We start from the raw sequence: 22,602 nt of genomic DNA on the forward strand, positions 1-22,602 counted from the left end.
ATCCCGAACGCCCCCGCCGACATGGCCTTCGCCAAGAGAACACCTATGCACCTTCAATGCCCCCTTTGCCGCAGCCCCCTCCAGTTGCATGACGCCTCCAAGGGCCGCTACTGCGCCAACAAGCACCACTTCGATCCCGCTCCTGAAGGTTATCTGGACCTGATCCCCGGCACCAAGAACCCGAAGGACAGCGACAGCCGGGCCCTGCTGCGCGCCAGGCGCCGCTTCCTGGAGCAGGGCCACCAGCGGCCCCTGGTGGAGGCCATGGTCGAGCTGCTTGCGCCACTCGGGGAGCATGAGCTGATCCATCTGGGCTGTGGCGAGGGCTACTACTGCCGCGCCCTGGCCGAGCGCCTCCCTGGCTGGCAATTCGCCGGGTTCGACATCGCCAAGAACGCCATCTTCGCCGCCAACAAGGCGCAGCCTGAGGCTCAGTTCGTCATCGCCGATCCGGCGCGCGCCCCGCTGCAACCGGGCAAGGCCCAGGTGTTGCTGGTCAACGACCTCAAGGTCAAGACCGAGCAGCTGGTCAACTGGCTGGCGCCGGGCGGCTACCTGCTCCATGTGCAGCCGGGCCCTCGCCACCAGTGGCAATTGCGCGTCAGCCTGAACCCGGTGAGCATGGAACACCCCCTGAGCTGGCCGAGCCTCGCCGGGCTCACCCCGGTTGCCCGGCAGCGCAGCCAGTTCAGCACGGCCCTGGATCAGGCCCTGCGCGAGCACATCCTGGAGACCAGCCGCCTCGGCTGGCGCGCCAGCGGTGAGCAGCGCCACGCCTTCACCCACCAGGGACCTGACGAGCTCGAGCAGGATCTGCTGCTGAGCCTGTGGCAGAAGCCGCTCTGAGCGCGCCATTCCGGATGAAAAAAGGCCCGTATGGGCCTTTTGTTTGGCATTTTTGTCTGTATGGGCCGGGCTCGCCCCTGGTCTGACGGGGAGGCCTCCTACTCGAGCGGACGCCCGTTGACAGTGAAGGAGAGCACCGCCCCCGGCGCCGGGACAAGCCTCTGATCCAGGGTACGGGCGGCACAGATCACGGCGGCGCTCCGTGGTTCGCTGGCCGTGGGCACGTTGACATGGAACTTGTTCATCACGCCGGCATTGAGCCGGTGATTGGCGAGCCGGAAGTGCAGCAAGCCATCCCGGGTCTCCACCTGCAGCTGGCAATCCCCCGTCCCGCTCCCCTCGCCGTCATCCCCATAGCCGAAACCGTAAGCGCCGTGCAGGGCCGGATAGAGGTAGCTCGGCAACAGCCCGCGAGGATCGTAATAGCCCACCAGGGTCGTCACCGGCACCCCGAATGCCTGCGGCTTGCGCGCCACCCGAGTATCCACCACAGGCCCTTCGTGCCAGCGGCTGCCGTCCGAGGTGTAGCTCTTCTTGAAGCCACGGGAGACGGTGATCTGCTGGCCGTTGATGAAGAGGATGCTGTTGTAGCCGGCACTGTGCTCCACGGTCAGGATGCGCCCCGCATTCCCGGCTCCGGCAGCCGGCGCCTGGATGTTGCGCGTCCAGTTGCCGTCCCACATGGCTACCTTGACCAGGTCATACTCCGCCAGCAGGGCCGCCAGCCTGGCTTCACTCAGGTCATTGACCGGGGCGCTGATCTGCTCCAGCCGCTCGACCCTGTGCTGATAGGGCACCATGGTGGCGGTGGCGGCATCCCATTTGCGAAATCCGGTCGGGGAAGCGGCATCGAACACCGCCTTGCTCTCGAGGAAGCGCTGGATGATGGCGGCCGAGTTCGGGGTGTAGAGGGTGAAGCGGTTGAAGCCGGAGAAGGGCGCACCGCCCGCCATGGCATCGAAGCCGAACGCGTGGCCCTCGAACGGTGCCTGGCACTGGCCGTCGAGACAGGCGCTCTGGCCGGTGCGGGCGGGGCCGAAGTTGGGAATGAAGCGATTGCGATCCCCGTCCCAGCCCCAGGTCGAGTTGACCGCCTCGGCGCTGCGGTGCACCGAGCCGGTGAAACCGCCGACATAGTGCCCCAGGCCATAGTTGTGGCCCACCTCGTGGCTGAACTCGTTGCCGAGGGAGCTGTCGAGGGTGACGATGCCGCCGCCACCCGAGCCCCCGTGCACCTGGATGCCGTTGGCGTACTTGCCCCGGCTGTTGTGGGCCGCCAGCTGGGCCACCACATAGGGATGGCTGCCCTCCCCCTCGCCGGCCGTGCTGTTGATGCCGTAGTTCGCGTTGTCGATGCCGTGGGAGATCAGCTCCTTGCCGATGCGCTGGCGCATGGTGCCCTCGTGCCAGCCGCCCTGGCTGGGATCGAAGTCGGTGAGCAGGGTGCCGTTTGGCAGCATCACCTCCGACAGCGACAGGGGGGCGTACTGGCTGACGATGAGCCGGCTGGTGGGCACCGTCTGGAAATATTCACGGTGGGCCTCGGGATCCCTGGCGAAGGCAAACTGATCCCGGGGAGTGGTCAGCATGCCGATGTCGATGGTGTGGATGAGCAGCTCGCTCGGGGCGCCGACCTGCAGATCCGTCAGCTCGCCACTGAGCCCGCCCTGGCTGAGTCGCAGCGCCAGGCCAGGCCGGATCCAGTCCGCCGGCAGCACGGCGCTCCAGGCATCGGTCGCGTAGCGGATGCCGTTGTTCTCCAGCTCCCCGTCACGGATCCACTGGCCGGCCACGAATTTGAACTGCAGGCTCTGGCCGCGGGAGAGGGTCACCTGGCGGCCACTGTAATAAATGGTCGAGTTGTAACCGGCGTTGGAGGCCAGCCGCACCATCTTGCCCGCCAGCTCGGCCCCGACCGGCAGATGAATATCCCGCACCCAGCGGCCATCCGCGGTCTGGATGGTGACCAGGGCGTGGGGCTGCAACTTGCTCTGCAGGAAGGCTCCGGCGGGGTCGCTGAGTCTGGCCAGCTCGCTGCTGCTGTCGATGAGGCCACTGGTGCCCGGCCCCGGGGTGAAGTCGACCCCCTCCTCCGGCGAACCCTCGAGGTAATAGGCCGTCTTCGGCAACTGTCCGGGGGGGTTGAGGGTGAGCGTCCCGAGCGTCTGCCCGGCGCCATCTCGCGCCGTCACCGTCATCGGCACGCCGGCTTCGGCTTGCAGGGGCCTGACCAGCAACAGGCTCTTGCGCAGGGCGGTCAGCCTGGGCTGGTTGTCTCCCTCGGCGACATGGGCCGGCAGGATCTGGCTCTGGGCGAATTGCACCTGCGCCGCCAGGGAGCCTTGCAGGTCGTTTACCGGTGGCTGGGTATTGAAGGGCAAGGACGCGGGAGCCTGGACGGCGGCCAACAGGGGGCCACTCGCCAGGGCGGTCAGGATCAGGCTGGCTAGCTGTGTTTTTTTCATTGTTATGGTTCTCATTGTGGCGGGCATGTCCACATGCCTTGTTGTGGTAAGCCTGATGAAGCGGGTGGCAACGCCTCGGCCTTGCCCCCCTCTTCGGAGGTGAGTCGCGGTGCCGGGGAGGAAAGGTCCATCCAGAACCTGTCATCGCCCCATGCCGCTCATCGGTTCTGGCCAGGGGCCCCGTCTTCGCTCACTCCGGGATCCCCCGCGGCGATTCGGCGGCTCAGGGTCTGGTGGATCACCCGCCATTGGGGGGCGAAGAAGATCCCCTCCTGACGACCGACATACATGAGGTTGGCGGCGCCATTGGGATCGGTGTCCTTGGCGTGCCACAGCCCCAGGTTGTGGCCCAGCTCGTGGGCCAGGGTCAGGGACTGGCCCAGCTCGGTGGCGTTGCCGGGACAGGCGGCGCGATAACCGGCGCGGGGAGGCGCGTCGTCCGGCCCCATGCCCATGGACGACCCTGCCCCGGCCCCGCCACATGCCCGCGCCGGATCCTTGTATCTTCGGATCACATAGAGGTTGGAGAAGACCTGCCCCTGGTTCGGGATCCAGCCCTCGGAGAAGGGGGCCTCCTGTTCGGAGCGATCCCCTTCGTACGAGTCGCCGTCACCGTCCCTGTCCCACTCGTGTACCAGCACGCCGTTGTCGACCCAGCTGAGCCGGATGTTGTAGGGAGCGTAGCGGCGGCCGATGTCGCGCTGGATCAGGGCACCGTCATCCCAGAGGTGGGTCTGGGTCTCTCCGGGGAAGGCGATGTAGCTGTAGGAAAGCCTCACCACCTTGGGCGCCGTGACGACGAGGCGCACCAGATCGACCGGTTCGCCGTTGGCCAGGATCGCCAGGTTGGTCTCCCCCTTCTGCAGCCCGCTCAGCACCAGCCTGTCCTCTTCCTCTCCCGGCTGGATCTGGAGCGTCGCCAGTGCCGGATCCGCGATGGCGTAGCTCAACACCCTGGCCTCGGCCCCCGGCAGTTTGCGGATGTGGAGCACCTCCTCGCCCCCCGCGCTGCTCAGCAGCTTCTCCTTGAGCGGGCGGCTCAAACCCGGGTCGAACGCGAGCCGGTTGGCGGGATCGGCCAGCACCTGGGCATAGGGATAGAGCGCCTGCTCCTGCACTCCCTCGGCACCGAGCCAGAACTGCCCCGCCTCGTTGCGCTTGAAGCCCTGCTGGCCGGTACCGGCCAGATAGCGCAGGGTGACGTGGTAATCCCGTCCCGCCAGCACCGGGATCGGGGCGCTGGGGGTGAAGGTGGTCCCGCTGCTGAAGGCCAGGGGCCCGTCATAGAGCGCCTCGCCGCTGTCGGGATCGGTGAGGCGCAGCGCAAACTGGCGGTTGCTGCCACCCCAGACCCCCTCCTTCACCTGGAAGGTCCGGATGGACAGCCGATCCCCCAGCAGCGGCAGGTTCGAACCCGGGATCCACAGGGTACGGCTCAGCTCGCCCCCCACCGCCATGAGGAGGCTGTTGTTGATGACGGGACCCTCGTCCCAGAGCGCCCCCAGGGCAAGCTGGTTGACGGGATGCTCCCGCTCCGGGTCATAGACGGTGACCGGCAGCGAGAAGGTGGTGGTGGTGCTCCCCCATCCCTTGAAGCCATCCACCGCGGGCAGGCCATCGTCCTTGACCTGATACTGGGCCACATAGTTGCCAGGCACCTGGGTATTGACCCCGCTCTTCTGGCTGATGCGGGCACTGAGATCCCCATTCTCGACGTCCCGGGCGATCAGCCGCGGGGCGAAGGTCGCCCCCAAGGGCAATTGCTGGGCGAAATGGTTGACCAGCCCCTCCTGGCTGTAGATCTGGGGGGCGCTGTTGTCCTTGCGAAACGCGCCCGTCGTGCTGCTCTGCTGCGCCATCGCGAGCGGTGCCAGCAGTGCACAGCCGAGCAGGGGGGCGCCCGCCCGAAACAGGGGGTGTTGATTCTTCATGGGATCTGTCCTTCATAGGGAATGAGTGCTCGGACACTCTGGTTGCAATGGCAGGGGCGGATGGCCCCTGCCGGTACAGCGTCGGCGGGAAGAATGGGGCCCAGGCCCCATTCCCGTTGCGATGGCAATCAGTTACAGCTGGCTGCCCCCTTGTCGACCCAGACCGCGGCCTTGCCGGGCTCGTCACCCTTGGTCCAGTACTGGGCCTGCCACTTGCGGCCATTGTGGTTGGTGAAATCACCGCCGTTGTAGGCAACCCCTGCATCCCATCCAAGCTGTACCTGGCTTATCAGCTTCCACTGATCGGCGGTGCGGCTCGGCTCGTTGCCCTGGGTCCAGTACTTGGCCTGCCACACCAGCTGGTTGTGGCTCACCTTGTTATCGGTGTTGTAGACGGTGCTGGCGTTCCAGGCCGGATGGTTGGCCGCATCCGGATCGGTCGCGTTGCAGCCGCCTCCGGTGCTGGCCGGCTTGACGGTCAGGCGGGTGGTGGCACTGGCATCCAGCGCCCCGTCGGTGACCACCAGGGTCAGGTCATAGGCGGTGTCGCTGGTGACGCTCGGGCCCGTGACCACCAGGGTCGCGCTGTTCTGACCGGTGGCGGTGAGGCCCGCTGGCAGGCTCCACTGATAGCTCAGGGTGTCGCCATTGGGATCGGAGGCACTGGCCTGGATGCTCACCTGCTTACCGGACTCGACGGTTGCGGTGGCCGGAACCGTCACCACGGGGGCCAAGTTCGGCTGCGGTGCCTTGTTGGTCACCACCACCTGATCCTTGGCGGTCAGGCCCTGATCGTCGGTCACGGTCAGCTCGAACACCAGGTTGATGTCGGCGCTGACGGCGTCCAGCACCACGCGGGCCCTGGCCTGGGTAGCATCGAGCAGGCTGGCCTGGGGCCCGGAGACCTGCTTCCAGCCGTAGGTCAGCACGCCGTTTTCCGGATCGTGGGAGGCGCTGCCGTTGAGGGTCACTTCGGCCGGGCCCGTGGCGCTCAGATCGCTGCCGGCATTGGCCACCGGCGGCTTGTTGACCGGCGGCAGGCTACCCTCGCCGTGGCCCAGCCCCTCGTGCATGGCGTTGAGGATGTCGCCGTTGTCCGCGTCTATCTCCCAGGCGAACAGACCGCCGAGCTGGTTCGCCAGCACGTACTGCCCCTTGGCCTTGACCGAGCGATCGTTGTCGAAGCTGATGAGATCCCCAGTGCCGGCCTTGAAGACATAGGGGGCCTCGGCCGCCTCGTCATAGCCCTGCACCCAGCCTGCGCCCATGCGGTTGTTGACGATGTCGCGGTAATCCACCACGCCATTTTCCCAGGTGCCGGTCACAGGTCCGGTGGCGGTGCCGGTGAAGGGGTTGCCGGCCTGGTAGCCGCTCACCCCGGTCCAGCCGCGGCCGTACATGGCTGCACCGACCACTATCTTGCCCGGCGCCACCCCCTGACCCAGCAGCGCCTTGACGCCCTTGTCTGTGGTGTACTTGGTGGCCGGATCCCAGCTGGAGGCAAAGAGGTTGGTCTGGTGGGCCAGATTCTTCAGGTCGAAGGCGCCGCTGAAGTCGTAGCTCATCAGGAAGATGTGGTCCATGTACTGCTGGGCCGCCTGATAATCCACCTTGGCAATCTTGTCGCCGCCGGCGCTGATGGCCGAGGTGAGCTCATACTGGCGACCGGTCTCGGCTTCCAGCTCGTCGAGCATGGCGCGCAGCTCCTGCATCAGCACCACATAGGTGGCGCCATCGTTCGGGCCGCCCAGGTTGGGGTTGGCCCCCTGGCCGCCCGGGAACTCCCAGTCGATGTCCACGCCGTCGAAGAACTTCCAGGTCTGCAGGAACTCCTTGACCGAGGCGACGAAGGTATCGCGCTTGGTCTTGTCACCCAGGAAGTAGAAGGGATCGGAGAGGGTCCATCCCCCGACGGAGGGCAGGATCTTGAGGTCCGGACGGGCCTGCTTGAGGGCCATCAGGTTGCCGAAGTTGCCCTTGTAGGGCTCGTCCCAGGCGCTGAGGTTGCCCTGGGACATCTGGATCGCCGCCCAGGGATCGTGGATGGAGACCTTGAAGTCTTCGCGACCGGCGCAAGAGCGCTGCAGGGCCTCGAAGCTGCCGGAGATCTCTTTCAGGCTGTCGTTGATGCCGTTGCCGCCGCAGATGGGGGTGAAGCCGTAGAGGATGTGGGTCAGGTTCTGGGCCGGGATCTTGTCCACGGTGAACTTGCGACCATAGACACCCCACTCCACGTAGTAGGCCCCCACCACCTTGCCGGACTTGTTGGCATAGGGCTTGTTGTTCTCCTTGAGGGGCGCATTGAGCGGCGCCAGGTGGCTGCCGTCCGTGTCGGCCACCACCAGCTCCTTCTTGTCGGAGAGGGTGCAGCCGTCGGCGTTGCACAGGGCCACCTGCATCTGGTAGCGCCCCCCCTTGGTGACCTTGAAGTTGGCGGTACCCGCGGCGGACGCCGGGCCCGACCACACCTCATTGCCGTCGAGCAGCACCTTGGCGGTCTGACCCACGTCGCCGGACCAGAGGTTCCAGGTCACGCTGACCGGGGCACCGTCCTTGTGGACGGTCACCAGCTGGTTGTAGGCCGAGGCGGACTGATTGACTTCGACGATGGCGAACTTGGTGGGGCCCGAGCCTATGGTGGGTTTGCCCGGGGCGGCGGCGAAGGCGGGAGCGGCACAGAGGCCCCCGACCAGGAGCGCCAGCAGGGAATGTTTTGGACTGAACATCATTGAATTTCCTTATTTCGTTATTGGAATGAACAACGAAAAAGGCAACGCAACCTGACAGGTAACGCAGACAACATCGCCACCATGGCTTGGCCCATGGACGATACAACCTGTGGTGGCCCCGCTATCCTAGGTTCGCTGACCCTTAGACCGGAAGCTTTGCGTCCCGGGCTTTCGCCCGGTTTGCCTTTTTTGCACAACTTGGTTTGCGATGAAAATAATCGCCGAATGACTATAAAGGAGAGACGCCTTCGCGCCACCTGACAGAAGTGACATCAATAGGGACTCATTTGTCCGACATGGTGGGGAAAAGGCCGGCAACATGGCGATAAAAACCCCATTCATGGCGCCGAAACGGCCTTTAAAAAATCACCATCCAATGCGCGATAATGTGAATGCCGTCACTGTACCGGCAGCAACAGGCTGTTCATCAGGGCCCGGAGCTTGAGGGGTTTGACCGGTTTGCTCACATACCCGAAGCCGTGTTCGCGGATCTGCGCCTGCAGCTCGCTCTTGCGATCCGCGCTGATGATGATGCCGCCTATCTCGTTGCCATATGCCAGCCGGATCATGTGCAGCGCCTGCAACCCCGTCTTGCCGTCGTCCAGGTGATAGTCAGACAGCACCAGGGCGGGCAGGAAACCGTCGCCGATGAGGGCCAGCGCCTGCTCCTGGCTCTGGGCACAGCGCACCTCGCAGCCCCAGCGCCCCAGCAGGGACGCCATGGCGATGAGTATGTCTTCCTCGTTGTCGATGCAGAGGATCCTCACCCCCTCCAGCTGGCTGTCCCGCTGGGCGGGGGTCGTCACCTGGCTCGGCGTCACCGGCCGGGTCGCGAGGTTCAGGGTGATGGCAAAGACGGATCCCGCCCCGGGCCAGCTGCGCAGGGAGAGCTGGTGACCCAGGACCTGGGAGATGCCGCGGGCGATGGCGAGTCCGAGGCCGAGCCCCTGCTCCCTGGCGGTGCGGGAGTGATCGAGGCGGGAAAATTCGTCGAAGATCGCCTCCTGCTTGCCCTCCGGGATGCCGGGGCCGTTGTCCCACACCTCGATGCGCACCTTGTCCCCCATGCGGCGACAGCCGAGCAGCACCCGGCCGCCGGGGTTGTAGCGAAACGCGTTGGTGAGGAAGTTCTGCAGCACCCGGCGCAGCAGGCGCACGTCGCTGTAGACGGCGAGGCTGCTCTCCACCACGGAGAACTGGATCCCCCCGGCCTGGGCCAGCACCCCGAACTCCGCCTTGAGGTTGCCCAGCACGTCGCTCAGGGCGAAGTCGAGCTTCTTGGCCTTGAACTTGCCCGCCTCGAGGCGCGAGATGTCCAGCAGATCCGTGATGAGATCCTCGGTCGCCCCCAGGGCATCGTCGATGTGACGGGCGATGCGGGCCGGTTCGTCCTCCGGGGGCAGCATCTCCAGCAGGGAGGAGGTGAAGAGTTTGGCCGCGTTGAGCGGCTGGGTCAGGTCGTGGCTCACCGCCGCGAGGAAACGGCTCTTCGACTGGTTGGCCCGCTCCACCTGCTGGTTTACCAGCAGCAGCTGGCGGTTGAGCTCGGAGAGCTCGTGGGTACGCTCGGCCACCCGCGCCTCCAGGTGCTCGTTGGCCTCGCGCAGTACCCGCTCCGCCGCCCGGAACGGGGTGATGTCGGTGAAGGTCATGACGAAGCCCCCCGCCGGCATGGGGTTGCCCTGCATCTCGATCACCCGGCCATCCGGGCGCTCCCGGGCCGAGATGTGGGGGCTGCCGCGCTTCATGAAGGCGACCCGGCGCGCTACCTGGGCCTCCACGTCCCCCGCGCCGCACAGCCCCTGCCCGGCGTTGTAGCGGATGATCTCCTCGATGGGGCGCCCCACCTGGATGAGGCCGGGGGGATAGGAGAACAGCTCTATGTAGCGCCGGTTCCAGGCCACCAGCCTGAGCTCCCTGTCCACCACCGAGATCCCCTGCCCCATGTGCTCTATGGCACCCTGCAGCAGGCCGCGGTTGAAGCGGAACACGTCCGAGGCCTCGTCCACTATGGTGGCGATCTCCTCGAGCTGCATGTTGCGCCCCTGCAGGGCCGAGGCCAGCACCAGACGGGCGGACGAGGTGCCGAACACCCCGGCCAACAGCCGCTCGGTGTGGGCGATGAGATCCGCGGAGGCCTGCATCTGGGGCGCCAGGGTGCCGCCGTGCTCGCCGGCGAAGCGGCCGAAGGCGCGCTTGACCCGGCTCGACCCGACGAAGCGGGCCGCCAGCATCTCCAGCTCCTTGACCGAGACCCGCGCCTGGTAGAGCGCCGTGGTGTCCCGGCTCGGCTTGCCGACGAAGTTCGCCGCCTGCAGCCGCTCGCTCACCGCCGCCCGGGAGAGCAGGGAGCCCGCCACATAGCCGACCAGGTTGAGCAAGAGGCTCAGGAAGAGGCACCAGGCCCCCAGGCTCAGCTCCCGGAACGCGGGCCAGTTTGGGGGCGCCAGCAAGGCCTCCAGGGGCGAGCCCGCCAGCAGGCCGCTCTCCGCCAGCAGGGTGAGGAACCAGAGGCTGACCCCGAGCGCCAGGCCGAGGTAGACCCCCTTGCGGTTGCCATGGCGCCAATAGAGGCCGAGCAGCAGGGCCGGCGCGAACTGGGCCACGGCACCAAACGACAGGTAGCCGATGCGCGACAGGCTGGTGAGATCCCCGAGCCAGAGGTAGAGCGCCCAGGCCGCCAGCAAAATCAGCAAGATGGCGCCCCGGCGCACCTGCAGCAGCAGCCGCATCAGGCGCTCGTCCCGCCCCTGCTGCCAGACGCGGCGCAGCAAGACTGGCAGCACCAGATCGTTGCTCACCATGATGGCCAGGGCGATGGTGCAGACGATCACCATGCCGGTGGCCGCCGAGGTGCCGCCGAGAAACGCCAGCATCGCCATGCCGTCGTAGCCGAGGGACATGGGGAGGCTGATCACATAGGTGTCGGAGGCCATGTCGGCCCCCACCCACTGCTTGCCCGCCAGCGCCAGCGGCCAGATGAAGAGCCCCATCAGGAAGAGGTAGAGCGGGAAGATCCAGCGCGCCCAGTGCAGATCCTGCCCCTGGTTGTTCTCCACCACAGTCACGTGGAACTGGCGCGGCAGACAGATGACGGCGCACATGGCGATCAGGGTGTAGATGGCGAGCTCCAGCACACTGCCCGGCGTCACCGCCACCACCGCCTCAAGGAAGTCGCTGGCCACCAGGGTGCGGGCCTCGCTCGGCCTGGCGACGATGAGCCAGAGCGCGAAGCCCCCCACCGCCATGAAGGCAAGCAGCTTGACCACGGACTCGAAGGCGATGGCCACCACCATGCCCCTGTGGTGTTCGGTGGCGTCCAGGTTGCGGGTGCCGAACAGGATGCTGAACAGGGCCAGCAGCAGGGTGACGCCTAGCGCCAGCTCGGCCATGTTGCTGGTGGGGCTGGCCCCCGCGCTGTTGGCCATCAGCAGGTCCAGCCCGGTGACGATCGCCTTGAGCTGCAGCACCAGGTAGGGAAGTATCCCCATGACGGCGATGAGGCTGATCACCATGGCCAGGCGCTGGGACTTGCCGTAACGGGCGGCGATGAAGTCGGCAATGGAGGTGATGTGCTCGCGCTTGGCCACCAGGATGAGGCGGGCCAGCAGGCGCCAGCCGAACAGAAACACCAGCATGGGGCCCAGGTAGATGGGCACCGGCGACCAGGGGGACTCGCTGGCCTGGCCCACGGTGCCGAAGAAGGTCCAGGAGGTGCAGTAGACCGCCAGCGACAGGCTGTAGAGCAGGGGCTGCCCCTTGGGGCGGCGGCGCTTGTTCTTGTCCGCCACGTAGGCGATGAGGAACAGCAAGCCCAGATAGGCGAGCGACAACCCGATCAGCAGCCATCCTTGGTGCATCTCTCTACTTCCCTTGTCCAGATAAGTCAGGAGCCTGCCGGGCCAGAGACCGGCAGGCCGGTGTCATCGGCCCGGTTCGGGCCTCTCCTCGCGCAGCCGCAGCACGAAGACCGGCAGCACCACCAGCACCATGATGAAGAAGATGCCGCCGCCCAGGGGCTCGAACAGCAGGCCGCAGACCGTCATCAGGGCGGCCACCGTCATGCCGAGCCCCAGGGCCGCATAGAGCGCCTGGGTGGGGATCTGCTGCTCCGCGGGCAGTTGCCGGGTCATGAAGCGGATGGCGCCGAGGTGGCTGATGCAGAAGGTGACCCCGTGCAGCAGCTGGCCCAGCACCAGCACCCAAAGCTCGGTAGAGCTGCCGAGCAGCACCCAGCGCACCACGCAGCCAAGGGCCCCAATCAGAAACAGGGTCTGGGCGCCGAAGCGCTGGAGGAAGCGCTTGTCCGCGGCGAACATGGCGATCTCCGCCACCACCCCCAGGGCCCACAGATAGCCGATCAGGGTGCCGCCGTAGCCCTCGGCCTTCCAGTAGATGGCGCTGAAGCCGTAGTAGGCCGCGTGGCTCCCCTGCAGCAGGGCGGTGATCAGCAGAAAGCGCCGCACCGACGCGGACTTGAGCGTCTCCTTCAGGGAGGCCTTGGCCCGCTCCCCTTGCAGCTCCCGGGGGGCGGGTCGCAGCGGCAGCAGGCTGAGCCCCAGCATGATCAGCAGCCCGGCCACCATGGTGTGCAGCACCCAGTCGCTGCCGAAGTTGCCCACCAGGGCCCCTACCAGGGTCGAGGCAACGATAAAGGCGAAGGAGCCGCACAACCGCACCTTGCCGTAATCGAGGTGGGTCTGCACCACCATGCGGGTGGCAAGTGCCTCCCCCATGGGCATCAGGGTCGGGTAGATGAAGTTCGCCGCCAGGGTCAGCGCCACCAGCCACCAGAGGCTGTGGTCGAGATAGAAGCCCAGAAACGCCAGCAGGCTCAGCAGGCAGAGCAGCCGGGTGACGGGCAGCAACTGGCCCGCCCCCTTGACCCGTCCCATCACCATCAGGTTGCCGGCAAAGCGGATGGCCATACCGATCCCCAGCAGCAGGCCTATCTGTTCGGCGCTCACTCCTATGCCTTCCAGCCAGAGGGACCAGAACGGCAGATAGGCGCCATAGACGAAGTAGAAGGCGCCAAAGAACAGGGCTAACCAGGAGAAGGCGGGCATAGGGGCTCGGCTGCGGGACAAGGGGCACAAATGATAACCGATTTCGGGGCGGGGATCCCCAGGCATCACCCAGGGTAAAAACCAGAAATATCAATAAAGTTGAACCTTTGTCACATCCCCCTGTCTATCTGGATAACACCGCTTCCTGATGAGTGTTGCAATCCTTCCACCCGCCCCTGGCGGGTTTCTTTTTGGGGTCGGTTTGGGCCGCCAGAAACAGAGAAGGGGCCCCGGGGCCCCTTCATCATCATTTTCATTGGCAAATATCAGAACACGTATTTTACCCTTGCACTCAGGTTGCGACCCGGCTCGGTCTGGCCGCTGGTGTCCGCGCTGGCGGCAAGGCCGGTGATGCTCTCGTAGCTCACGTACTCCTTGTCAAACAGGTTGAAGACCCCGACGTTGAGCTGCAGATCCTGCATCGGCTTGAACTGGGCGTAGAGATCCACCACACCCCAGCCGGCACTCTTGATGTTGTCGTTGCCGCGGGAATCCTTGCCCACCTTGTCCATGTCGTCGGAGAAGCGCAGGGCGGTGTTGATATTCCAGTTCGGCTGCTCCAGACGCACCCCGACACTGCCGTTGAGGGGGCTCAGGCTGTTGATGTAGTTGCCCTCGCCATCCTTGCCCTCGATGTAGGCCAGGTTGCCCCAGACGTTGACCAGATCGCTGAGCCAGTAGTCCGCCTTGACCTCGGCCCCCTTGGTGGTCGCCTTGTCCAGGTTCTGGTACTGATAGAGGGCGGTACGGCCTTCGGTGCCCACGGCCGTCAGCTCGATGAAGTCGTCGAACTTGTTGTAGAAGGTGGCCACCTCATAGCTGAAGCCGCCGCGGCTGCCACGCACGCCGAGATCGATGCCATCGCTGCTCTCTGGCTTGAGGTTAGGGTTCGGCTCGATGCGATAACCGTACGCCTGGTGGTTCAGGGTGGAGAAGGCGTTGTCATACATGGGCGCCTTGAAGCCGTGGCTGTACTGGGCGAACAGATTCGCTGCCTCGTGAGCCTTGAACACCAGCCCCAGCTTGGGGGAGAACTCCCCTTCGGAGATCTTCTGCATGTTCTCGCCGGTGTAGGCGGGATCCTCGTCCGGGGTCATCTTGTAGTAGTCGTAACGGGCGCCCGGGGTCAGCACCCAGCGCTCGCCGAACTTGATCTCGTCGAAGGCCCAGAGCGCGCTGCGCTCGCTGGTGGTGGACGGGAAGCTCAGCTCGCTGTAACCGACGAAATCGCCCGGTACGGTCGGCGCCTTGAAGCGGGTACGCTCGTTGTCGGTGTGCTCATACTCCAGGCCCCAGGCCAGACGCTGATTGACGAGCGCCTTGCTGAACTTCACCTGGGCACCCAGGCTCTCCTGCTCGAAACCGTTGTGATCCAGGGAGTTCTTGGTCACATAGGGGTTGCCCGGCATGACCGGATACTTGGAGGAGGCGTACTGATCCAGGGTCTGCTTGGCGCGGCTGTAGTAAATCTTGCTGTCCACCCGATCCGCCCAGGGGACGTTCAGGGCGAGGCCGTGATCCAGCACCAGGGAGAGGTTGTCGGTCTCCTTGTCGGTGATCGGCTGGTTGAAGACGGAACCCGCCTTGGTCAGGTCGACCGCGTGCGGATCCTGCCCCTCGGTGAAGTAGTCGACCGTCAGCTTCAGGAACTGATCGTCGCTGAGATTCCACTTGCTCTTGAACAGCACCGCCTGGCTGACGATGTCGAACTCCTCCTTGTCGCCGTCATGGTTCTGGGTCACCCCGCCGTCGCGCCAGGTGTAGCGCAGCAGGTTTTCGAACTCCCCGGTGCGCAGCGCCCCCGTGATGCCCCCCATCTTCTGGTGGCTGCTGGAGGCATAGCCCGTGGTCGCGTCCAGGTAGCTGTCGCGGCCCTTCAGGAAATCGCCGGCATCCTTGGTGGTGATGGCGATGACGCCTCCCAGGGCATCGGAGCCGTAGGCGGCGGACGCCGGCCCCTTGGCCACCTCCACCTGCTTGATCATGTCGGTGTCAAAGTAGGTCTGACCCACACCGCCGTTCTTGTAGGCGTCGTTCTGGCGCACGCCGTCCTGCACCACCTTGACCCGGTTCTCGCTCATGCCGCGGATGGTGAAGGTCTGGGCATCCCCAGCCCCCCCCTGCACGCTCACGCCGGGCTCGTAGCGGAACAGGTCGGCCACGTTGCTGACGACCTGCTCTTCTATCTGCTCCGAGGTGATGACGGCGATGGGGCCGGAGACGTCTTCCAGCTTCTGCTCCATGCGGGAGCCGCTGACCACCATGACTTCATCCGTTTTCTTGTCTGCGGCGAAAGCGGGGGAAACCAGCCCTGCCGCCACGGCGAAGGCAATCAGTGAGGGGGGGTTGTTGTGCGCCACTGCAAAGTCCTTGTTGAGAATCATTATCAAGCGGAAGGCATCTTACCCCGACAGGCACAAAGATCAACAGTAAAGTGAATCATTCTCATTTTCTTTTAGATCTATTCCCCTTTACACTGGCGCCACTTTTTTTCCGCCCGCCATGCTGCCATCGTATGGTGCAGTGCCCTTGCCATTTGTGAGATGCCATGACTCGACGACTCCCCCTGCTCGCCCTGCCCCTGCTGCTGGCCGCCTGTGCCACCACGCCGCAGAGCCAGCCTCCCCAGACCCTCTATCACTACCAGCTTGGCAAGGGGACGGACGACAGCCCCCTCAGCCTCGCCCAGGCGGTGGAAAAGGTCAGGGATGCCGACATAGTGCTGGTGGGCGAGCTGCACAGCCATCCGGCCGTGCACCTGATGCAGGCCAACCTGCTGGCGGAACTGGCCGGCATGTCGCGCGTCGATGGCCGGGCCCTGGTGCTCTCCATGGAGCAGTTCAGCCGCGCCGATCAGCCGGTGCTGGATGCCTACCTGGCCGGGCGCATCGGCGAGTCGGCCCTCATTCGAGATGGCCATGCCTGGCCCAACTACCCGAGCGACTACCGCCCCCTGGTGGAGTTTGCCAGGGCGCAGCACCTGCCGGTGATCGCCGCCAACGCCCCCAAACCCCTGGTGAGCTGCGTCGGTCAGGAGGGTCCCGAGTGGCTCGACACGCTGCCCGCCAACCGCCGCAGCCAGCTGGCACGAACCCTTACGCTCGCCGATGACGGCTACCGCCAGAAGTTCATGGCCTCCATGCACCACGGGGATGCGGACGGCAATGCCCGCCGCTTCGCCGCCCAGACCAGTTGGGACGACACCATGGCCGAGAGCATGGTGGACTATCTGGCCAAGCATCCCGGCCGGCGCATCATGCACATCGCCGGCAACTTCCACGTGGAGGGGGGGCTTGGCATCGCGAGCCGCATCGCGAGCCGCAACCCGGCGCTCAAGGTGGCGCTGATCGTGCCGCAAACGGATGACAAGGCGGCCCCGGGGCGGGATGCCGACGTCAGGGTGCGCATCGCCCCCCTGCCGGAACGCTGGCTAAATGCAGAGGAAATGAAGCAAGATATGGGCGCACTGCATCAATCCCGAAGCCGTGACTGCAGCCAGTGGCTGCAACCCTGAAAATAGCCCAAGGATTTCATATGGATGTGTTACTCGTCATCGACATGCAACAGGGGTTGTTTGATAACCCCCGTCATCAGGACGCCCGGGTCATCGCCAACGTCAATCGCCTGGCTGACGGCGTGCGGGCCCGACACGGGCGTGTCATCTATGTGCAACACGACGAACCGGGCTCCGAACTTGAACCTGGCAGTGCTGGCTGGCAACTGCACGCCGATCTGACCCCGACTCCCCATGACAGCCGGGTACGCAAGACCGCCTGCGACAGCTTCCTCGATACCGAGCTCGGCTTCCTGCTGGCGGAACAGCCGGTGGACAGGCTGCTCATCTGCGGCTGCGCCACCGACTTTTGCGTCGATACCACGTTGCGCAGTGCCGCCGCCCAGGGGTTTGACGTCTTTGTGGTGACCGACGCCCACACCACGGCAGACAGGCCTCACCTGAGCGCCGAGCAGATCATCGAGCACCACCACTTCATGTGGCGGCACCTCAGCCTGCCACAGGGCAGAAGCGTGACCCTGCTCACCACGGATGAACTGCTCGCTCCCGCTCAACCCGCCCAGGCGTGCTAAGCTGCCCGCCTTTCCGTGTTCACCTGCTTGGAGTCTTGCGTGCGTTTATTCTCTGCCGTTGCCCTCGTGCTGTCGTTACCGGCGATCACCGCCTGCTCCGGTCTGCCGGGGACGGCGCAGGGCGGTCCGGCCCCCCTGTTTCACACCCACATCAACGAAGAGGGGAGCAAGCGCTTCACCTTCGAGGCCGCTCCCCTCGACGTCCTGCCGAGTCGGTTGCAGGAGGATGACAGCCGGCTGAGCCGCAACAGCAAGAGCCTGCTGGAGCGCCGCGAGGCGCTACAGGACGAGCAGCTGACCGAGACGCTGGCGGCGCGCAACTATTGCCGCACCGGCTACATAGTCCTCAGCCAGACCTCCTGGAAGATCCGGGGGGAGTGCAACGAGACCGCCACCCAGGCCGATCGGGACGCCTTCCCCAACAAGGCCTCCTGGCAGGAGTAATGCTCCACCGATAACAAAACGGGCAGCCCAGGCTGCCCGTTTTTCATCTGATGATCCCGCTCCTCAGACCGGTGCGTCCGTCTCGCTGGTCAACTCGGCGCCGTTGTCGACGCGCTTGTGCCCCTCCACCAGGTGGACGAAGTCCACCAGCTCGTCACCGGAGACCCGAAACGCCTGGCCGAAGCCCTTGACGAACAGTCCCTGCTCGGGCTTGAGGCGAAACAGCACGAAGTCCTTGAGGTTGGAGAGCCCCTTGACGATGTCGCCGAAGCGCCCTTCCAGCGCCGTAATGGCCTTCTCCCAGCGCACGTCGTCGCGGGCCACTACCTCGGCCACGGCGTCAAAGGTGAGGCGCTTGCGGGCGAACAGTTCGCGGGCGCCGGTCTCGTCCTCGATCAGCATCAGCGACACCTTGGGCACCTGTTGCAGGTTGCGGGCATGGCGGGCTATCTCGGAGATCAGCACATAGTAGCCATCCTCCTGCAGCACGAAGGGGGCATAGCTGGCATTGGGATTGCCTTCACTGTCCACGGTGGCGAGCTGCAGGGTGCGGCAACCGTCACGAAATTCGCGGATCTCCGGTTGCAGGCGGTTCTGCAGGCGCTCCTGACGTTCACTCATGCTTTCACTTCCTCTTGATACTGGTGGCGCAGTGCCTTGAAACGCTCCACCTGGTCAGGCAGCAGCCGACGCTGCTCGTCCCGCCCCAGGTAGATCTTGAAAATGCAGCGACCGCTGTGGCCGAAGAACTGGAAGGAGTGCCCCTCCTTGCCCATGAACAGCTTGCTGACCAGGGCAATGCCGACCACGTTGTCGAGCTTGAGGTGGCCGTGCAGCTCGCCGTCCCTCCCCATCAGGTTGTAGTAGCCACGGGCCGTCTTGCCCTTGGGGAAGGGGGCTTTCACCTCGAAAATGGAGCCGTCTGACTCGACGATGGTGGTCATCGGCCCCCAGCCGGCCAGCTCCGCCAGCAGGGCTTCGGCCTGCTCGGCGGGCACCAGGGTAACCAGCTCGGTCGGCAGGTGGCGCACCACCTCCCACTCGCTGACGGCCAGCTGGGTGGCGATGATGGAAGGATGGGCGCTGGGATCCTGCTCCAGCAGCGCGTGAATGCGTTGTGCAATGCTCATCGGTTCTCCCCTGGATGATCTGGCGATGGTGCTCGGTATCGCGGCGGATACTGTAATAAAGCAGCCCCTTCAATGCAATTGATAATCGATTTCATTATCAGTGCATTTTTCTTCTGCGCTTGATATTCTCGGCAGCAATCCCACTCACCCTTCGGAGGTTCCCATGGGCCGTCGTTTTGCCCTCGCATTCAGCCTGCTCGGCTGTGCCCTTTCCCTCTCTTCCCCATCCGTCATGGCAGGGGAGCGTATCGTCAGCATAGGCCCGGCCACCACGGAACTCATCCTGGCCCTGGGGGGCGAGCAGAGCCTGGTCGCCACCGATGTGAGCAGCCCAGAACCCAAGGGGCTGCCGAGAGTCGGCTACCACCGCGCCCTGGCGGCCGAAGGGATCCTGAGCCTGGCTCCGACCCTGGTGGTCGGCAGCGACGAGATGGGTCCGAGCAGCACGCTTGATCAACTGCGCCGGGCCGGCGTCGAGGTGAAGGTCATGGCCACGGCCCCGACCCTGGCCAACCTCAACGAGCGGATCGACACCCTGGCCGGCTTGCTCAAGAACCCGGCCGCCGGCACCCGCCTGAAGGCCGAGATCCAGGCCCAGAGCGAGCAGCTGGCCGCCCAGGCGAAGCAGATCAAGCCGCTCAAGGTGGTCTTCCTGCTGCTGCACAAGGGCCAGCCCACCAGCATCGCCGGCGGCAACACCACCGCCAGTGCCCTGCTCACCCTGGCCGGCGGCATCAACCCGGTGGCTGGGCTCCACGACTACAAGCCCGTCTCCACCGAATCCCTGATCGAGCTGCAGCCCGATCTGGTGCTGGTGAGCGGCCGCGACTGGCAGCGGTATCAGGATCCTGAAACCGTGCTGAGCCAGGTGCCCGCCCTGGCCGCCACGCCGGCCGGCAAGAACAGGGCCATCCACGCCATCGACGGTCACGCCCTGCAAGGGGGGCTCAGCCTGAGATCCTTGCAGCAGGCGAACCAGATAGCCCAGTGGATCAAGCAGGGTTCATGATGCGTCTGCCGCTGCCCTGGCTGCTCACCCTCACCACCGCCGCCCTGGCGCTGCTGCTGGTCGGGTCCCTCGCCACCGGTCCCATGTCGCTCTCCTTCGGCGAAAGCCTGCAGGCCCTGTTCGCCGGACAACAGAGCGGGATAGAGGCACACAAGCTGCTGATCGTGCAGGAGATCCGCCTGCCACGCACCCTGCTCTGCATCGCGGTGGGGGCCATTCTCGGCCTCTGCGGCGCCGTGATGCAGGGGCTGTTTCGCAACCCCCTCGCCGACCCCGGCATCATAGGGGTCTCTGGCGGAGCAGCCCTGGGCGCCGCCCTGGCCATAGTGCAGCTGGCCCCCTTAAGCCAACAGTGGCAGAACCTGCTCGGCCTCGGCCTGCTGCCCCTGCTCGCCTTTCTCGGCGGGGCACTGACCACCACGCTTGTATATTTGCTGGGCACCCGGGAAGGCGGCACTTCGGTCACCGTCATGCTGCTGGCCGGCGTCGCCATCACGGCGCTGTCCGGTGCCGTGATAGGGCTGCTGACTTACCTGGCGGACGATCAGATGCTGCGCAACCTCAGCCTGTGGCAGATGGGGTCGCTGGCCGCGGGCAAGCCGCTGGACGTGGCGCTGGCCCTGGCGACCCTGGCCGCCCTGCTGTGGCTCTTCATGCGCGATGCCAACCCCCTCAACGCCCTGCTGCTGGGAGAGGGAGAGGCCCGTCATCTGGGGGTAAACGTGCAGGCGCTCAAGCGGCGCCTGATCCTGCTCACCGCCGCCGGGGTCGGCGTGGCGGTGGCAGTGGCGGGCATGATCGGCTTCGTCGGCCTGGTGGTGCCCCACCTGGTGCGGCTGCTGGCGGGGCCCAACCATGTCCGCCTGCTGCCGCTGTCGGCCCTGCTGGGGGCAGTCCTGCTGCTGGGGGCCGACATGCTGGCCCGCACCCTGCTGGCGCCGGCCGAGCTGCCGGTGGGCATCATCACCGCCCTGATGGGGGCGCCCTTCTTCATCTGGCTCTTGGTCAAGAGCCGCCGGACGCTGTAACAGGAGAACGTCACCTTGCCCGGATCCCCCCTGCTTGTCTGCCGGGAGCTCAGCCTCCGCCTGGGCAACCGCCTCATTCTGGACCGCCTGGATCTCGAGCTGCAGGCCGGCAGTCTGACCGCCCTGCTCGGCCCGAATGGCGCCGGAAAAAGCTCGCTGCTCAAATGCCTGACCGGCGAGCTGGCACATGAGGGAACCATCGCCCTGTTCGGCCAGAAACGACAGGAGTGGGCCGGCAACGCGCTGGCTCACAGGCTCGGGGTGCTGCCGCAAAGCTCGTCCCTGAGTTTCCCCTTCCTGTGCGAGGAGGTGGTGGCCATGGGGCGACTGCCCCACAGCGAGCCGGCAAGCCGACGCGACGAGATTGTGCGTGCCGCCATGACCCACGCCGGGGTGGATCACCTGACGGGCCGCCTCTACCCCGGCCTCTCCGGCGGGGAGCGCCAGCGGGTGCAGTTCGCCCGGGTGCTGGCCCAGATCTGGCAGGCCCCGGACGAACCGCAGCAAGCGCGGCTGCTGCTGCTCGACGAACCCACCTCGGCCCTCGACCTCAAGTACCAGCACCAGCTGCTCACCATGGCCCGCGCCCTGGCCGGTCGCAACACCGCCGTGCTGGTGGTGCTGCACGACCTCAATCTGGCGGCCCGTTACGCCGATCGGCTGGTGATGCTGGAGCGCGGTCGCCTGATGGCGGACGGCCCCCCGGCCGAGGTGCTCACCCCGGCGCTCATCGCCCGGCTCTACGACTACCCCGCCCAGGTGATCCACCACCCCGAGACGGGACAACCCATGGTGGTGTGATGCCGTTCATCCACCATCCCGAGACGGGGCAGTCCGCCATGGCGGTGTGATGGCGGGCGCATCGCCCTCTCAGTCCACGACCATCCCGTACCAGCCATCCACCACCCCGACATGGAACAACCCATGGTGGTGTGATTGGCCGGCATATTGGTGAGATTCAGAAACAAACAGAGCGCCCTCGGGCGCTCTGTTTGTTTTTGTCTGCGGGATTGGTCAGGCGATCTGGTAGCGGCCCGGCTTGTGATTGAGTGTCAACACCAGGTTACAGATGATGGCGGCCACCACGGAGAGTACCAGCAGCCAGGGAGAGACCACGAAGAAGGAGGCGACGACGATGGCGCAATCCAGTCCCATCTGCAGCTTGCCTGCCCGGATGCCGAACCTGTCCTGGATGAAGAGCGCCAGGATATTGAAGCCACCCAGGCTCGCCTTGTGGCGAAACATGATGAGCAACCCCATGCCGATCAGGGTGCCGCCGATGAGCGCCGCGTAGACGGGCTCGATCTTGCCTATCTGCAGCACGGCGTTGAGGTGATCCGTCATGAAGGAGACGGTGGCCACGGCGGCAAAGGTATTGAGGGTGAAGCGCGGCCCCATCCTGAGCCAGGCCAGGGCGTAGAACGGCAGGTTCATGGCGAAGAACAGCAGGCCGAAGCTGATGCCGGTCACCTGCTGCAGCAGCAGCGCCAGCCCTGCGGTGCCGCCGGTGAGCAGGCCGACCTGATGGAACAGGAAGATGCCGAGGGAGACGAAGCCTGCCGCGGTCAGCAGGGCGAGCACATCCTCATAGAGCGGGTGCGCAGAGCGTGAAGTGTTGTCCATAACCAGGTATCCAGTCGCGAAGTAAGAGAGTGTTGGCCCCCGTCGGGCGGAGCGAGCCCCGTGAACCGGGGCTTCGTTATGCCGACAGTCTCCATTTTGAGTGAGATGGATCACAAGTCCCGCCCTTCACGCGCCAAAATGGTGCGCGTCATCCAAGCGTTACAATCCTTGCACCAAAATGTCCCACGCTCACCGCCGGCATGATGCTGAAAAACCTGAAACGGGGCGCTGCCCCCGCACCCGAA

Annotated in this window: 16 protein-coding genes and 1 riboswitch; of the genes, 7 read left to right on the forward strand and 9 right to left on the reverse strand. The window is 65.5% G+C overall.

Features of this window, described 5'->3' with window-relative positions; translation table 11 throughout:
* Positions 1-45 precede the first annotated feature (45 nt).
* On the forward strand, positions 46-846 hold the full coding sequence (locus tag BN1132_RS03295) for a putative RNA methyltransferase (RefSeq protein ID WP_042074978.1): 801 nt from the start codon (positions 46-48) through the stop codon (positions 844-846).
* A 98-nt stretch (positions 847-944) separates the two neighbouring features.
* Here the strand turns inward: BN1132_RS03295 and BN1132_RS03300 are convergent, their stop codons facing one another.
* The 6 genes from BN1132_RS03300 to BN1132_RS03325 all read right to left on the reverse strand — a co-directional run bounded on the left by BN1132_RS03300 (position 945) and on the right by BN1132_RS03325 (position 15,397).
* On the reverse strand, positions 945-3,311 hold the full coding sequence (locus BN1132_RS03300; protein ID WP_411914127.1) for a M66 family metalloprotease: 2,367 nt from the start codon (positions 3,309-3,311) through the stop codon (positions 945-947).
* Positions 3,312-3,469: 158 nt separating this feature from the next.
* A complete protein-coding gene (locus BN1132_RS03305; protein WP_042074980.1) occupies positions 3,470-5,242 on the reverse strand; it encodes a hypothetical protein in 1,773 nt (590 codons plus the stop codon).
* A 128-nt stretch (positions 5,243-5,370) separates the two neighbouring features.
* On the reverse strand, positions 5,371-7,968 hold the full coding sequence (locus BN1132_RS03310) for a glycosyl hydrolase family 18 protein (RefSeq protein ID WP_042075030.1): 2,598 nt from the start codon (positions 7,966-7,968) through the stop codon (positions 5,371-5,373).
* 111 nt (positions 7,969-8,079) lie between these two features.
* Positions 8,080-8,166, reverse strand: a riboswitch (cyclic di-GMP riboswitch).
* A 203-nt stretch (positions 8,167-8,369) separates the two neighbouring features.
* Complete coding sequence (locus BN1132_RS03315) at positions 8,370-11,831, reverse strand: hybrid sensor histidine kinase/response regulator (protein WP_042074983.1); 3,462 nt, start codon at positions 11,829-11,831, stop codon at positions 8,370-8,372.
* A gap of 63 nt (positions 11,832-11,894) precedes the next feature.
* Complete coding sequence (locus BN1132_RS03320) at positions 11,895-13,037, reverse strand: 3-phenylpropionate MFS transporter (RefSeq protein ID WP_042074985.1); 1,143 nt, start codon at positions 13,035-13,037, stop codon at positions 11,895-11,897.
* Positions 13,038-13,303: 266 nt separating this feature from the next.
* A complete protein-coding gene (locus BN1132_RS03325; RefSeq protein ID WP_042075031.1) occupies positions 13,304-15,397 on the reverse strand; it encodes a TonB-dependent hemoglobin/transferrin/lactoferrin family receptor in 2,094 nt (697 codons plus the stop codon).
* A gap of 188 nt (positions 15,398-15,585) precedes the next feature.
* On the opposite strand from BN1132_RS03325, the gene BN1132_RS03330 reads away from it, so the two are divergent.
* Genes BN1132_RS03330 through BN1132_RS03340 form a run of 3 tightly spaced genes read left to right on the forward strand, consistent with a single transcriptional unit; the run spans position 15,586 to position 17,567 of the window.
* Complete coding sequence (locus BN1132_RS03330; RefSeq protein WP_042074986.1) at positions 15,586-16,551, forward strand: ChaN family lipoprotein; 966 nt, start codon at positions 15,586-15,588, stop codon at positions 16,549-16,551.
* Positions 16,552-16,571: 20 nt separating this feature from the next.
* Positions 16,572-17,123: a cysteine hydrolase family protein gene (locus BN1132_RS03335; RefSeq protein WP_042074987.1), complete on the forward strand. Its 552-nt coding sequence runs from the start codon at positions 16,572-16,574 to the stop codon at positions 17,121-17,123.
* 39 nt (positions 17,124-17,162) lie between these two features.
* The gene (locus BN1132_RS03340; protein WP_042074988.1) at positions 17,163-17,567 is read left to right on the forward strand and encodes a hypothetical protein; all 405 of its coding nucleotides are present in this window, start codon (positions 17,163-17,165) and stop codon (positions 17,565-17,567) included.
* A gap of 63 nt (positions 17,568-17,630) precedes the next feature.
* Here BN1132_RS03340 and hutZ read toward each other — a convergent pair whose 3' ends face one another.
* Together hutZ and hutX are read right to left on the reverse strand one after the other, a co-directional pair.
* Complete coding sequence (gene hutZ / locus BN1132_RS03345; RefSeq protein WP_042074991.1) at positions 17,631-18,188, reverse strand: heme utilization protein HutZ; 558 nt, start codon at positions 18,186-18,188, stop codon at positions 17,631-17,633.
* Positions 18,185-18,697 (reverse strand): heme utilization cystosolic carrier protein HutX, encoded by a 513-nt coding sequence (hutX, locus tag BN1132_RS03350; protein WP_042074993.1) that lies wholly within the window; start codon positions 18,695-18,697, stop codon positions 18,185-18,187. Before hutX ends, hutZ begins: the two co-directional genes overlap by 4 nt.
* Positions 18,698-18,860: 163 nt before the next feature.
* On the opposite strand from hutX, the gene BN1132_RS03355 reads away from it, so the two are divergent.
* Genes BN1132_RS03355 through BN1132_RS03365 form a run of 3 tightly spaced genes read left to right on the forward strand, consistent with a single transcriptional unit; the run spans position 18,861 to position 21,535 of the window.
* Positions 18,861-19,706 (forward strand): heme/hemin ABC transporter substrate-binding protein, encoded by an 846-nt coding sequence (locus BN1132_RS03355; RefSeq protein WP_042074995.1) that lies wholly within the window; start codon positions 18,861-18,863, stop codon positions 19,704-19,706.
* Positions 19,703-20,734: a FecCD family ABC transporter permease gene (locus tag BN1132_RS03360; RefSeq protein ID WP_042074998.1), complete on the forward strand. Its 1,032-nt coding sequence runs from the start codon at positions 19,703-19,705 to the stop codon at positions 20,732-20,734. The genes BN1132_RS03355 and BN1132_RS03360 overlap by 4 nt, the downstream gene beginning before the upstream one ends.
* A 15-nt stretch (positions 20,735-20,749) precedes the next feature.
* Positions 20,750-21,535 (forward strand): heme ABC transporter ATP-binding protein, encoded by a 786-nt coding sequence (locus BN1132_RS03365; RefSeq protein WP_042075000.1) that lies wholly within the window; start codon positions 20,750-20,752, stop codon positions 21,533-21,535.
* Positions 21,536-21,748: 213 nt separating this feature from the next.
* On the opposite strand, the gene BN1132_RS03370 is transcribed toward BN1132_RS03365, so the two are convergent.
* On the reverse strand, positions 21,749-22,357 hold the full coding sequence (locus BN1132_RS03370) for a YitT family protein (RefSeq protein ID WP_042075001.1): 609 nt from the start codon (positions 22,355-22,357) through the stop codon (positions 21,749-21,751).
* Between the last annotated feature and the right edge of the window lie 245 nt (positions 22,358-22,602).

It is taken from the genome of Aeromonas sanarellii, from assembly GCF_000820085.1.
Lineage (GTDB): Bacteria > Pseudomonadota > Gammaproteobacteria > Enterobacterales > Aeromonadaceae > Aeromonas > Aeromonas sanarellii.

Bases quoted from the DNA above. Each gene is read 5' to 3' on its own strand.
- hutX (WP_042074993.1), bottom strand. From the start codon at position 18,697: ATGAGCATTGCACAACGCATTCACGCGCTGCTGGAGCAGGATCCCAGC.
- BN1132_RS03355 (WP_042074995.1), top strand. From the start codon at position 18,861: ATGGGCCGTCGTTTTGCCCTCGCATTCAGCCTGCTCGGCTGTGCCCTT.
- BN1132_RS03300 (WP_411914127.1), bottom strand. From the start codon at position 3,311: ATGAAAAAAACACAGCTAGCCAGCCTGATCCTGACCGCCCTGGCGAGT.
- BN1132_RS03305 (WP_042074980.1), bottom strand. From the start codon at position 5,242: ATGAAGAATCAACACCCCCTGTTTCGGGCGGGCGCCCCCCTGCTCGGC.
- BN1132_RS03335 (WP_042074987.1), top strand. From the start codon at position 16,572: ATGGATGTGTTACTCGTCATCGACATGCAACAGGGGTTGTTTGATAAC.
- BN1132_RS03320 (WP_042074985.1), bottom strand. From the start codon at position 13,037: ATGCCCGCCTTCTCCTGGTTAGCCCTGTTCTTTGGCGCCTTCTACTTC.
- BN1132_RS03310 (WP_042075030.1), bottom strand. From the start codon at position 7,968: ATGTTCAGTCCAAAACATTCCCTGCTGGCGCTCCTGGTCGGGGGCCTC.
- BN1132_RS03370 (WP_042075001.1), bottom strand. From the start codon at position 22,357: ATGGACAACACTTCACGCTCTGCGCACCCGCTCTATGAGGATGTGCTC.
- BN1132_RS03360 (WP_042074998.1), top strand. From the start codon at position 19,703: ATGATGCGTCTGCCGCTGCCCTGGCTGCTCACCCTCACCACCGCCGCC.
- BN1132_RS03295 (WP_042074978.1), top strand. From the start codon at position 46: ATGCACCTTCAATGCCCCCTTTGCCGCAGCCCCCTCCAGTTGCATGAC.
- BN1132_RS03315 (WP_042074983.1), bottom strand. From the start codon at position 11,831: ATGCACCAAGGATGGCTGCTGATCGGGTTGTCGCTCGCCTATCTGGGC.
- BN1132_RS03330 (WP_042074986.1), top strand. From the start codon at position 15,586: ATGACTCGACGACTCCCCCTGCTCGCCCTGCCCCTGCTGCTGGCCGCC.
- hutZ (WP_042074991.1), bottom strand. From the start codon at position 18,188: ATGAGTGAACGTCAGGAGCGCCTGCAGAACCGCCTGCAACCGGAGATC.